The organism is Rhizobium sp. AC27/96, from assembly GCF_001692325.1.
GTDB lineage: Bacteria > Pseudomonadota > Alphaproteobacteria > Rhizobiales > Rhizobiaceae > Rhizobium.
This window is the reverse complement of sequence record NZ_LXKN01000019.1, coordinates 13,820-26,471: the sequence shown is the minus strand read 5'-3', so window position 1 is coordinate 26,471 and position 12,652 is coordinate 13,820. Positions and strand designations below refer to the sequence as shown.

Genomic DNA, 12,652 nt, shown 5'->3' with positions numbered 1-12,652 from the left:
CATTCTGCTCTCGCTGTCGACTATCGATCGCCACGGCCAATTTTCTGGGCGAACCCTTTTCGAAGGATCTGTGAGTTCCTGGTTTTTAGGCCCCCTCAGATCGTGCGTCTAAAAATCTATACATTTCAGACAATTAGCGCTGTGGTCAGCTGACCACGTAGCGAAAATCTCCGGCTCTTGTTCCATCATCGCGGTAACCTTGAGGCGGCCAAAACGTTACCTGGGAGGCATCAGCCCGGTAGCACCATCCCAACCGTAAAAGCTATCCAGCTCTCAGGCTCGATTGCCCGTTTGTCTTCAACAACGCCATAATCATCGGGCCAAGAGAAAATTCCCCGAGCTCACTACGTCGCGTCAAATCCCGCAGATATCCGCCGGCCGAATTGATGAAGTTCGCACGCTCCAAGATGCAGGAGATCGCAGCCGCGGCGTTCTCCGGCCCCATGGCCTCGCAGGCGTCCTGATAGGCCGATGGGCTAACGCCAAGCATTGACCGAACCACAACGGCAGCGGACATCAAGTCACGCCAGCTCGCGATCGCACCGCCAGGCCCATAATCCAAAATCGCCGGGCAGGCCTTGAGTACCATCCCTAGCGGAAACATCTTGATCGTCTCCCTCACCGGCCGACCGATGCCAGCCGATTTCGCCCCCTGCTCCTTTTCAGAGCTTGGTTCAAGTTCATTTAAGGATTCGGGTTTTGAATTCTGTATGTGCTGCTCGCTATGGGCAGCATCGGTGCTCTTATTTTCTGAATTTCCCAAAATATCCAATCGGTTGACCACCTCCTCCTGCAACATCTGCATTTCTTCGAGGATTACGGCAACGTCAGTAAGCGTTGGTACGCGTGGAATCCGGCTGACAAGCGTTACATACATCGTCTCGATCGTCTGCCAGTCGCCATCCACACCTTCTTCGACGGCCGCAGTAATCAGTTTGCGAACATCCCGCCTGCAGATCGTCAGGCTTTCCTTGGCCTTTCTAAGCATCGCGCGATCGGCCATTACTTGCTGCGCCATCATGGCCAGTTCTTCAGAACGGGCGAGAAGGGGGGATAGGTCGAAGCCGAAGGCACTCTCAATCTCGCCAGCACCATCCCGACGAGCGTAGCGTTTACCGTTGGCGCTGTCTTTCCGGACGATCAGACCCGCCTCAACCAGGATTGCGATATGCCGACGCAATGTCGCACCAGCCATCCCATGCGCGCGAAGCGCAAGCTGGTTGTTCGACGGGAAGACTATCAGCGTTGTGTCCTGGCGGAGTTCGTTGTCAGGATAGAAGCTCAACAGTGCGTCCAGCACCGCGAGACTATTGGATTGAATGCCGAGCACATCCATCGCGGCGGAAGCATCCCTAAAGATCTTCCACTTGTCCGCGGCCTTTCCTTGCTTGATTTCGGCCAACGCCACTTGCCGCCGCACGAGCGCAAGCGTCATCGGCCGCCGCCCGAATGGCGTCGTCACACTTCCCGTCTGCATCGTCTCTCACCTTTCAGCAGGCAAAAGAAACGCGCTCACCAAAACGGTGCCAAAGAACTCTTGACGAGGATTCGAGGAAATGCGATTCTGTTCTTGCTACAGAGACAGAAGGGCTTCCGCGACGGCGACGTTGAGGAGGCTCTTTTCTTTTGCGGTTACTCTCCCTGTTTCCGTTGGTTCTCAGCCTGGTAGGCTTGGTATAGCGCCGGCACTTGCTCCAGCACGAAGGTCGCAAAATCAGGCGTCGCCTTCCGGTCGATAGTGATTTCCAGCTTAGTCTTGCTTTGAGAGACCTGCGCTAGCCTGTCTCCATTCGGGGCCGACATCACCTCGGGCAGGGCGCGAGGTGGACGGCGAGGCTTCAAACTGGCGACCACCGCCTTGAACCGGTCTGGCGATGGCAATGCCTGCACCTCATCAGAGGCCGCATAGACGGACACATCCGAAGCAGACACTGCATTCTCGACCAACTCTGCCAGTTGCTGCCAGCTTGGGCGCCCAACACCCGGAGCAGCGCCAATGGCGTCGATCAATTCCGAGGGGAGGGCGTCGACAAGCAGGAGCATTTTCGACAAATTGCTTTTGTCGATCGACATCGCAGCGATGACAATCTCGCGCGAAAACTGTTTGTTCAGATGGTAGGCGAAGCGGGCCTTCTCGATAAAGGTGAGATCTTCGCGTTCGTTGTTTTCCTGACCTTGGGCCACAACGAGCTGCTCGTCCGTCAGGTCCCGCACAACGGCTTTGACTGGAAGACCTAGCTCCGAAAGAGCACGCAATCGCCGATGTCCGAAAGCAACCTGATATCGACCCGAAAGCTCTTGGTGCGGTCGAACGAGGATCGGAACCTGCTGACCTTGCTCGCGGATCGAGGCGAGAAGGCCGTCAATATCGCCTTGCATGCGATCCTGGACGAACGACGGTTCGATCACCGATGCGTCCAGCTCTATGACCGTCTGACCTTCGGCCAGGCGCCGCTCGATCTCTTCAGCACGACCTAGTCGATCATTCTGCTCACGCAAGGCGTTACCGATGTTCGCTGTCAGCTTCGTTGCCGGATCGCGTTCCTTCCGGGTCACACCGAGAAGCGGCATGGAGCGGCTCTTCGGCGCCCTGTTGTCGGCAGATGACGTCTCTGAGACGTCTGTGGCGACGCCAAGGATATGTTTCCGGCTCATGTGGTTCTACCCCATGCTGCTTTGATTAGTGTCTCGATCTCGTCGTTAACGGCATTCATTGCCTCCAAGGCGCGATCATATGTCGACCGCGTGAACTGTCCGCGCTCGACCTCAAAAAGGGTTTGGTTTGTCAGACCAGCGTCCGATACCGCCGTCGTCTTCAGCATCGGAAAATTGAGGACATTTTCGCCAAATATCGACCTCAAATAGCCCACCATCTGGTTCTGTGGTCCATCGCTCGGTTCAAAACGCGTTATGAGATACCGCATCCAGTTGAATTTGAATTCGGCACCGGCGTTTTCAATTTCGCGGAGCAGATTCGACGTCATCGCGAGGAACTGGTTCATCGACATCACGTCCAGCATTTGAGGATGGACGGTGACCAGGATTGACGTCGCAGCGGTCAAGGCCGAAAGCGTGAGGTAGCCGAGCTGAGGAGGGCAATCGATCACGACGACATCGTAATTGTTGGCCACGTCTTCGATCACTTGACTGATACGACTATAAAAGAGCGTGTCGCCTTCCTTCCGCTTCATCAGCGCACGTGGAGTGTCATGCTCAAACTCCATCAGCTCGAGGTTACCGGGGATCAGGTGGAGGTCTGGAATATATGTTCCTCGGACGACCTGCTCGATCGGAACCTGCTCTTCATCGTATCTGATCGCGCCGTACAGTGTTTCGTTCGGACCAACATCGGTTTCCGGTTGGCTGCCGAAAAGCGCCGAAAGGCTTGCCTGGGGATCAAGATCGATGGCGAGGATACGATATCCGCGCATCGCGAGATATTGTGCCAGATGCGCGGCGGTGGTGGTCTTGCCAGAACCACCTTTGAAATTCATGACCGAGATCACTTGAAGCTGTTCGCCATCGCGCCGGTAGGGCAGGTAACGGCGACTTCCGCGTCCGACGTGGTCCATATGTTTGCGGATCGCATGGATATCATCAATTGAGAAATTTCTTCGGCCGCCCGGGCTGACGCTAACGTTCAACTCTGGCATTTCCGAAGCAATCTGGCGTAAATAAGACTCGCCAACACCGAGGAGCTTCGACGCCTCAGAGGGACCAAACGTTCGAATTCCCTTCTCGGAGGTCGGCGGGAACACCTTGAGATGATGCGCTTGAAGTTGGCTTGAAAGAGCGTCGGCATGACGCTCCATCAGGGCGGTCAATCCCTCAATCACAGCTGCTGCTTTTGCGGCGGTCTTCGCCATCTCAAAACCCATTCGTTGCCAGTGGCGATAATTTTCGCGAAACTGATAAAGTTCCGCCACTACCAGTTAGCGCCGATTCTGACTTTTGAGCAAGAGTTTTTAGGTTAACGAATCCCTAACACGGAAAACAAGAAAGCCGGAACCGGAATAGAGTTTACGTTTAGAATCCGCATGTTAAGCGCGCTCCCACCACGTGTGTTCACGATCTGTCTTACTGTGGATCCTACAAGAACCCTCATATGGTTTTGGCGCGCAAAAGTCTGAATCCGAGAAACCGTGCATCCGTCGAAACGCGACTCACTCACGGCGAGCTTGTAGGATTCTACAACTGCCCCTCGATTCCAATCTGTGCTGACTTCCTCGCCGTCTAACAACGACGGAGAAATTCATGCAGGTTCTTGCCCTCTCAACGCCTCGGACGATCCTCGAAGCGCACCTCCTCCACACACATTACCAGCTTCGTGCACGGGTTTTTTCCGATCGCTTGGGTTGGGAAGTCGACGTTGCAGCGGGTTGCGAGTCGGATAGGTTCGACGCGCTTCCGCCAACCTATGTTGTCGCAATCGCAGAGACCGGACGACTGGCCGGATGTGCGAGGCTACTTCCTGCGCTTGGCCCGACAATGGTAGCCGACGTCTTTCCATCACTTCTCCCCGACGGTCACTTCAACAGTCATGCCGCGATGATCGAGAGTTCCCGCTTCTGCGTCGACACTGCTCTCGCGGAGGGAAGGGGAAACGGTTCGGTCCACGAAGCAACACTGACCATGTTCGCGGGCATCATCGAATGGTGCATCGCGAACGGCTACACCGAGATTGTCACGGTGACCGATCTTCGGTTCGAGCGGATCCTTGCGCGCGTCGGATGGCCGCTGCAGCGTTTGGGTGAACCCAAGAAGATCGGCGTGACGATGGCTGTGGCGGGCACGTTGCCCGCCAATGCGGACACCTTCCTGAGGCTCCGCCCCTCCGACTATCGTTCTGAACTCCCCCCTCTCAGCCAGGCAGCGTAAGGAGAAATCCGTGAACCAGCTCCGTTCTCATCCACGACTTGTCCGCAAACTTCAGGAGGCGCTCGGCGATCAGCTTTGCGTGGCGCTGGACGACGCAACCGTCGTCGAGATCATGCTCAACCCGGACGGAAAGCTGTTCATCGAACGCCTCGGGCACGGCGTCGCGCCCGCTGGCGAAATGTCCTCAGTTGCGGCCGAAATGGTGATCGGCACCGTGGCACATGCCCTCCAATCCGAGGTTGACACAGAGCAACCTATCATTTCCGGCGAATTGCCGATTGGCGGACATCGCTTTGAAGGTCTTTTGCCTCCGGTCGTTACCAAGCCTGCCTTCACCATTCGGCGCCGAGCATCACGCCTCATTCCACTGGAAGACTATGTCCGGACCCGCGTCATGACAGAGTCTCAAGCATTGACAATAAGAAGCGCCATTTCCGCGAAGCTAAACATCATCATTTCCGGAGGAACGGGCTCAGGAAAAACGACACTTGCGAACGCTGTCATTGACGAGATCGTCAAATCCACACCGGAGGACCGCCTCGTCATTCTCGAAGACACGGCGGAAATCCGGTGCGCTGCTGAAAATGCCGTTCTTCTTCATACCAGCGATGCGATCGATATGGCGCGGCTCCTGAAGAGCACTATGCGCCTGCGTCCCGACAGGATCGTGGTTGGCGAGGTCCGCGATGGCGCGGCACTGACATTGCTCAAAGCATGGAACACCGGCCATCCCGGTGGCGTTGCGACTATTCACTCCAACACCGCAATGTCCGCGCTTCGCCGCCTTGAACAACTGACGGCCGAGGCAAGCCAGCAGCCAATGCAAGAGGTGATCGGAGAGGCGGTAGACCTTGTTGTTTCGATCGAGCGAACGCCGCGCGGACGGCGAGTACGTGACGTTATCCACGTCGAGCGGTTCGCGGACGGCGAGTATGAGATTGAATCCGAGCAGCTCACCGAAGAACAGGAGGCGCTCCATGTCGCGTAAGCATGCCCTCATCGCCGCTGTGCTCTTGGCGGCACCAATCGTTCTTGCCTCGATCGAGCCGGCGTTCGCCAGCTCAGGCGGAAGTCTTCCATGGGAAGGGCCGCTGAAACAGATCCAGGAGTCGATCACAGGCCCGGTCGCGGGTGCGATCGCACTTGCAGCCGTGGCGATCGCTGGCGGGATGCTCATCTTCGGCGGTGAGCTCAACGACTTCGCGCGACGGCTTGTCTACGTCGTTCTCGTCGCCGGCATCCTGCTCGGCGCCACCAACATTGTCGGCTTGTTCGGTGCGACCGGCGCTTCGATCGGGCTGACGGACGAGCAGATCACGTCAATTGGTTCGACTGGGGCGGGGGAGCGGGCTCATGGCTGACTCCCTGTCTGGCCTGCGACGCAATCGCATTCATCGGGCGCTTTCACGCCCGAACCTACTCATGGGCGCCGACCGGGAGTTGGTGCTAATCACCGGTCTTGCCGCCGTCATCCTGATCTTCGTCGTCCTCACCATCTATTCGGTGCTTTTCGGCGTCGCCGTCTGGGTCGTGATCGTCGGGGCGCTCAGAATGATGGCGAAGTCCGATCCGCTCATGCGGCAGGTCTATATCAGGCACATTTCCTACAAGCCCACCTACAAGGCAACCACTTCGCCGTGGCGACGGCACTGAGGAGGCGGTCATGGTAGCACTCAAACGCTTCCGGGTGACCGGCCCGTCCTTCGCCGATCTCGTCCCCTATGCCGGACTCGTCGACAATGGCGTCCTCCTTTTGAAAGACGGGAGCCTCATGGCCGGCTGGTACTTCGCGGGGCCGGATTCCGAAAGCGCGACGGACCTCGAACGCAACGAGTTGTCGAGGCAGATCAATGCGATCCTGTCGCGGCTTGGCACCGGCTGGATGATCCAGGTCGAGGCCATCCGCATTCCAACAGTCGACTATCCATCGGAAGAGCGTTGCCATTTCCCCGACCCGGTAACCCGCGCAATCGACGCCGAGCGCCGGGCGCATTTTGTCCGCGAGCAGGGGCATTTCGAGAGCAAGCATGCGCTGATCCTGACCTACCGGCCGCCAGAGTCCAAGAAGACCGCTCTCAGCAAATATATCTACTCAGATGAGGAGAGCCGGAAGAAGTCCTACGCGGACACGGTGCTCTTCGTGTTCAAGAACGCGGTGCGAGAGATTGAGCAGTATTTTGCCAACACACTTTCGATCCGGCGAATGGAAACCCGTGAAACGGTTGAGAGGGGAGGGGAAAGGATTGCCCGATATGACGAGCTGCTTCAGTTCGCCCGCTTCTGCATCACCGGCGAGAGCCACCCGATCAGGCTTCCTAGTGCTCCCATGTATCTTGACTGGATCGCGACGGCCGAGCTTGAACACGGACTGACGCCAAAGGTCGAAAACCGTTTCCTCGGCGTCGTTGCGATCGACGGTCTGCCGGCAGAAAGCTGGCCGGGCATTCTGAACAGCCTTGATCTGATGCCGCTCACCTACCGATGGTCATCGCGCTTCATCTTCCTTGACGCCGAGGAGGCTCGACAAAAACTCGAACGCACACGCAAGAAATGGCAACAAAAAGTTCGGCCTTTCTTCGACCAGCTATTCCAGACACAAAGTCGATCCGTCGACCAGGACGCCATGACCATGGTAGTCGAAACGGAGGATGCGATCGCGCAGGCCTCGTCGCAACTGGTTGCCTATGGCTATTACACACCGGTCGTCGTGCTGTTCGACAGCGATCGCGAGGCGCTCCAGGAGAAGGCCGAAGCGATCCGGCGGCTGATCCAGGCGGAAGGTTTTGGGGCGCGGATCGAAACGCTGAACGCCACCGACGCCTATCTCGGCAGCCTGCCAGGCAACTGGTATTGCAACATTCGTGAGCCGCTGATCAACACCAGCAATCTCGCCGACTTGATTCCGCTGAACTCTGTGTGGTCCGGGAACCCGGTCGCGCCATGCCCCTTTTACGCATCAAATTCACCGCCCTTGATGCAGGTTGCGAGCGGCTCGACAGCGTTTCGTCTGAACCTTCACGTCGATGATGTCGGTCACACGCTGATCTTCGGTCCAACCGGTTCGGGCAAGTCGACACTTCTGGCTCTGATCGCCGCGCAATTTCGCCGGTACGAAAATGCCCAGATCTTCGCCTTTGACAAGGGCAGTTCGCTTCTTCCCCTGACGCTCGCGGCCGGCGGCGATCACTACGAGATCGGCGGCGACAATGCGGAGGAGGGGAGGGTCTTGGCCTTCTGCCCGCTCTCCGAACTCAGGAGTGATGCTGACCGGGCTTGGGCGACGGAATGGATCGAGATGCTGGTCGGTATACAGGGCGTCACCATCACCCCCGATCATCGCAACGCCATCTCTCGGCAGATCGGACTGATGGCGAGCGCATCCGGACGCTCGCTCTCGGATTTCGTCAGCGGCGTGCAACTGCGCGAGATCAAGGACGCGCTGCATCACTACACCGTCGATGGCCCGATGGGCCAGCTCCTCGATGCTGAAGAAGACGGCCTTACGTTCGGCGCCTTCCAGACTTTCGAGACCGAGCAGCTGATGAACATGGGTGAACGCAATCTCGTACCGGTGCTGACCTACCTGTTCCGCCGGATCGAGAAGCGTCTTGACGGATCGCCAAGCCTGATCGTCCTCGACGAGGCGTGGCTGATGCTCGGCCACCCCGTATTCCGCGACAAGATTCGCGAGTGGCTCAAGGTGCTGCGTAAGGCGAATTGCGCTGTCGTTCTTGCGACCCAATCGATCTCCGATGCCGAACGGTCCGGGATCATCGACGTGCTGAAGGAATCCTGCCCCACCAAAATTTGCCTCCCAAATGGCGCCGCTCGCGAGTCGGGGGCGCGAGAATTTTATGAGCGCGTCGGCTTCAACGAGCGGCAGATCGAAATCGTCGCAACCGCGATGCCGAAGCGCGAATACTACGTCGTCAGCCCCGAGGGACGGCGACTCTTCGACATGTCGCTTGGACCAGTTGCGCTGAGCTTTGTCGGCGCGTCGGGCAAAGAGGACCTCAAACGCATCCGCGCACTGAAATCCGAACATGGCCGCGACTGGCCGATCCACTGGCTTGAAACGAGAGGAGTTCACGATGGTGCATCGCTACTCAAATAGATGGCTCGCCTGCTTAGCGGCGGCCGCTTTCACGATTGGAGCCGCAGGCACAGTGCAAGCCGGCACAGCCACCGGCGCTGCGACGGAATGGACACAGCTCGCCAACAACGCGCAACTCGTCGACCTTATGAAAAGCTCTGGCATCCAGGTCGACAATCAGCTGACGCAGATCAGTCAGCTTGCGGAGCAAATCCAGAACCAGCTCAAGATCTACCAGAACATGCTGCAAAACACCGCGCAGCTTCCGAACCATGCCTGGGGGCAGGTCGAAAGCGATCTCAACCAATTGCGCAGCATCGTCGGTCAGGGACAGGGTATCGCCTTTTCGATGGGCAATGCGGACGACGTCCTTCAGCAGCGTTTTCAGAGTTACGCCGATCTCAAGACGAATTTGCCTGATAACGCGACGTTCTCCTCGACCTACCAATCCTGGTCGAATACCAACCGAGACACGATTGCCAGCTCGCTGAAGGCCGCGAGCCTCACCGCCGACCAGTTCGATAGCGAGGAAGACACGATGTCCTCGCTGCGGTCGATGTCCGAGACGGCGGACGGGCAGATGAAGGCTTTGCAGGTCGGCCACGAGATTGCCGCTCAGCAAGTCGCGCAAATTCAGAAGCTTCGCGGTCTCGTTTCGCAACAGATGACGATGATGGGGACCTGGCTTCAGACGGAACAGACCGACAAGGATCTGGCGCAGGCCCGGCGGGAGAAGTTCTTCAACGCCGAGGTCAAGAGCGTTCCCCAAGGTCAGAAAATGGAGCCGCGTTGGTGAGCCGCTCCATCCTGATTGCCTTGCTGTTGGCTGTTGCCGCTGCATCGTCTGCGGCGACAGCGCTGATCGTCAATTCACGAAACGCAGGCGAACCGGCGCTCACCGAAAAGCTACGCGCCGCCGGGGAGAAACTCTTCGGCTCTGGCAAGGAGTTCCCACCGATCAAGGATGGTCAGGAGATGCGCCCGAGATGGTGAAAGCAACTGATCCCCGTTCGTTTCTGATTGCAGGTCTCCTTTTCCTCGCCTATGTCGCACCTGCTTTCGCGCAGGAGGGACAAGTCCTCACCGAGCTTGAAAACCAGGTCTCGTCCGCCGCGAAAGGGTGGGAAACCACCATCATGGATGCGGCGAAATCCCTATTCTGGATTCTCGCAACGATCGAGATCGGCATTGCGGCCGTTTGGCTGGCGATCCAGTCAGCCTCGCTGGACACCTGGTTCGCCGAACTGGTGCGGCGGATCATGTTCATCGGGTTCTTTGCATTCGTTCTGACCCAAGGTCCGACCTTTGCGCGCGCGGTGGTCGACAGCCTTTTCCAGATTGGCGCCGGCGGTGGTTCAGCTTCACCCGCGGAAGTGTTTGATGCCGGCATCCGCGTCGCCTCCCAAATGTCGCAACAAGCACGGTTCGGTGTGTTCCAGGACAATGCGCTCGCGATTGCCGCTGTCCTCGCCATGGGCATCATCGTCATCTCCTTCTCGCTGGTTGCAGCTATTTTCGTGTCGGTCATGGTCGAGATGTATGTTGGTCTGCTCGCCGGCATGATCATGCTTGGGCTCGGCGGTTCTTCCTTCACAAAAGACTTTGCCATTCGCTACCTCATCTACGCCTTTGGCGTCGGGATGAAACTCATGGCCTTGGTGATGATCGCCAAGATCGGATCGAACGTTCTGCTTGGCCTTGCTCAAGCTCCAACTGCCTCATCGGATCAGTTCGTCACGACTTTGGCTATTGCTGGCATCTCCGTCGTCGTCTTCATCATCGCAATGTATGTCCCGAACATCATCCAGGGCGTTGTCCAAGGCGCGTCCGTGTCAGGAGGAATGGAAGCGATCCGCCACGGCGGACAAGCGGCGTCATTTGCAACCGGTGCTGGCTTCCTCGCGGCCGGCGGTGCCAGTGCAGGCTTCGCAGCGGGTCAATCCGCGCGAGCAGCGGGTTCTTCCCTCGCTGGTGCTGCGCTTCGTGGAATGGGGGCAGCCATCGGATCGGTGTCGGGCGCAGCAAGCTCGGCTGCTAAGGATAAGGCAATCGGCTCTCCCGGTGCTTATGCGGGATCCATTCTCGGACTGGCCAACGCCAAGCTCGATGAACAGCGCGGCGGTCATAGTGGACCGAAGCCTCCTCCGGAACGCAACGACAAACCGTAATCAAGATAAGGGAAAAATAAATGGCAGCGAATCGCGCCCCGGAAAACCCGTACCTTGCCGCCCGTCAGGAATGGAGCGAACGCTATGGCTCCTATGTGAAGGCCGCCGCCGCATGGCGCATCGTTGGTGTCCTCGGTCTCGTCATGGCCGTCATCGGCTTCAGCTACGCGATGTATCTCAGCACCCAGGTCAGGCTCGTGCCTTACATCGTCGAGGTCGACAAGCTCGGAACGGCGGTCACGGCAGGTTTTCCCGAGCAGATCGAGTATGCCGATGTCCGCGTGGTGCGCGCTACACTTGGCAACTTTGTTACAAGCTTTCGCTCGATCACGCCGGATGCGGTGGTGCAGAAGCAATATATCGACCGCACCTACGCACTTCTTCGCACGTCCGATCCGTCGACCGAGAAGGTCAACGCCTGGTTCCGAGGCAACTCTCCGTTCGAGAAGGCGAAGACCTCGACCGTTGCCATCGAGGTCAACAACATCGTGGCGCTCTCGAACCAGACCTATCAGATCGACTGGACGGAATATGAGCGGGACCGCAAGGGCGCGGAAACCGGTACACGCCGTTTCCGCGGCATCGCGACTGTTGCGCTCACCGCGCCACAGGATGAGGCGACGATCCGCCTCAATCCGATCGGCCTCTATGTCCGAGATTTCGACTGGACAGCACAGCTTTAAGGGCAGGGATACCTTCAATGAAGAAAACAGAATTGATCGCAGTCGTCGGCTGCACGGCTGGGCTCTTGTTTGCGGCAGGCGCGCAGGCGCAAGGCATGACGAGCAACGAGGTGAAGGGCACAAACCTTTCCAGCAAATGGCGTGGCTCGCCGGGACTGGTTACAACAGGTCCGGATGGAAAGGTCATCTTTCTGTTCGGCGAGACCCAACCTTCTGTCGTCTGCTCTCCTCTGCAGGTCTGCGACATCGAACTTCAGGGTGGCGAGATCGTTCGCGACGTCCTCGTCGGCGACACCGTGCGCTGGAAGGTCGAGCCGGCCACATCGGGGGCCACAGGCGGGCAGGCCATCCATCTCATCGTTAAACCGTCGGAGCCAGGCCTTCTCACTTCGATGGTCGTTACGACATCGCGCCGTACCTATCATATCCAGCTCAAGTCCCATCCCAGCCAGTACATGGCACGTGTTGGTTTCGAGTATCCAGAAGACGTGTCGACCAAGCTCGCTGACATCAATGCCCGCCTCGAAACCGGAGGCATTCCCGGCACGGCACCGGATAAGCTGAACTTTTCCTATTCGATCAGCGGCGGTGCTCCGTGGAAACCGAAGCGCGTCTATTCCGATGGGGTGAAGACCTACATTCAGTTCCCGAAGTCGATCTCCGGCAAGGATGCACCTGTGCTCTTCGTCGTCTCCGGCGGACAGAACCGCATCGTCAATTATCGGATGAAGAACGACATGATGACCGTCGACTATGCGATAGACAAAGCGATCCTCGTTTCTGGAGTCGGTTGGCAGAAGGAGCAGATCACCATCCGGCGGGGAGGGTGA

General features: G+C 58.0%; 13 protein-coding genes. 10 read left to right on the top strand and 3 right to left on the bottom strand.

Features of this window, described 5'->3' with window-relative positions:
- Nucleotides 1–262: 262 nt before the first annotated feature.
- The 3 genes from repC to repA all read right to left on the bottom strand — a co-directional run bounded on the left by repC (nucleotide 263) and on the right by repA (nucleotide 3,866).
- Entirely contained in the window at nucleotides 263–1,477 is a 1,215-nt protein-coding gene (repC, locus tag A6U86_RS18490; protein ID WP_068394169.1) for a plasmid replication protein RepC, read from the bottom strand.
- A gap of 155 nt (nucleotides 1,478–1,632) precedes the next feature.
- Nucleotides 1,633–2,655 (bottom strand): plasmid partitioning protein RepB, encoded by a 1,023-nt coding sequence (repB, locus tag A6U86_RS18485; RefSeq protein WP_068394167.1) that lies wholly within the window; start codon nucleotides 2,653–2,655, stop codon nucleotides 1,633–1,635.
- The gene (gene repA, locus A6U86_RS18480) at nucleotides 2,652–3,866 is read right to left on the bottom strand and encodes a plasmid partitioning protein RepA (RefSeq protein ID WP_068394244.1); all 1,215 of its coding nucleotides are present in this window, start codon (nucleotides 3,864–3,866) and stop codon (nucleotides 2,652–2,654) included. The genes repB and repA overlap by 4 nt, the downstream gene beginning before the upstream one ends.
- Before the next feature lie 388 nt (nucleotides 3,867–4,254).
- Between repA and A6U86_RS18475 the strand changes: the two genes are divergently transcribed.
- From A6U86_RS18475 to trbG, 10 genes are read left to right on the top strand one after another with little or no spacing between them, the layout of a single operon-like run.
- A complete protein-coding gene (locus A6U86_RS18475; protein WP_068394165.1) occupies nucleotides 4,255–4,878 on the top strand; it encodes an acyl-homoserine-lactone synthase in 624 nt (207 codons plus the stop codon).
- Between the two features lie 10 nt (nucleotides 4,879–4,888).
- On the top strand, nucleotides 4,889–5,866 hold the full coding sequence (trbB, locus tag A6U86_RS18470) for a P-type conjugative transfer ATPase TrbB (protein ID WP_068394163.1): 978 nt from the start codon (nucleotides 4,889–4,891) through the stop codon (nucleotides 5,864–5,866).
- Nucleotides 5,856–6,239, top strand: coding sequence for a TrbC/VirB2 family protein (locus A6U86_RS18465; protein ID WP_068394161.1), 384 nt, complete (start codon nucleotides 5,856–5,858; stop codon nucleotides 6,237–6,239). Before trbB ends, A6U86_RS18465 begins: the two co-directional genes overlap by 11 nt.
- The gene (locus A6U86_RS18460) at nucleotides 6,232–6,531 is read left to right on the top strand and encodes a conjugal transfer protein TrbD (protein ID WP_068394159.1); all 300 of its coding nucleotides are present in this window, start codon (nucleotides 6,232–6,234) and stop codon (nucleotides 6,529–6,531) included. Before A6U86_RS18465 ends, A6U86_RS18460 begins: the two co-directional genes overlap by 8 nt.
- A gap of 10 nt (nucleotides 6,532–6,541) precedes the next feature.
- Nucleotides 6,542–8,992, top strand: coding sequence for a conjugal transfer protein TrbE (locus A6U86_RS18455; protein WP_068394157.1), 2,451 nt, complete (start codon nucleotides 6,542–6,544; stop codon nucleotides 8,990–8,992).
- Complete coding sequence (trbJ, locus tag A6U86_RS18450) at nucleotides 8,970–9,767, top strand: P-type conjugative transfer protein TrbJ (protein WP_068394155.1); 798 nt, start codon at nucleotides 8,970–8,972, stop codon at nucleotides 9,765–9,767. The genes A6U86_RS18455 and trbJ overlap by 23 nt, the downstream gene beginning before the upstream one ends.
- A complete protein-coding gene (gene trbK / locus A6U86_RS18445) occupies nucleotides 9,764–9,964 on the top strand; it encodes an entry exclusion protein TrbK (protein WP_068394153.1) in 201 nt (66 codons plus the stop codon). Before trbJ ends, trbK begins: the two co-directional genes overlap by 4 nt.
- Nucleotides 9,958–11,139: a P-type conjugative transfer protein TrbL gene (gene trbL, locus A6U86_RS18440; protein ID WP_068394151.1), complete on the top strand. Its 1,182-nt coding sequence runs from the start codon at nucleotides 9,958–9,960 to the stop codon at nucleotides 11,137–11,139. The genes trbK and trbL overlap by 7 nt, the downstream gene beginning before the upstream one ends.
- 20 nt (nucleotides 11,140–11,159) lie before the next feature.
- Nucleotides 11,160–11,822: a conjugal transfer protein TrbF gene (locus A6U86_RS18435; protein WP_068394149.1), complete on the top strand. Its 663-nt coding sequence runs from the start codon at nucleotides 11,160–11,162 to the stop codon at nucleotides 11,820–11,822.
- A gap of 17 nt (nucleotides 11,823–11,839) precedes the next feature.
- Complete coding sequence (trbG, locus tag A6U86_RS18430; RefSeq protein WP_068394147.1) at nucleotides 11,840–12,652, top strand: P-type conjugative transfer protein TrbG; 813 nt, start codon at nucleotides 11,840–11,842, stop codon at nucleotides 12,650–12,652.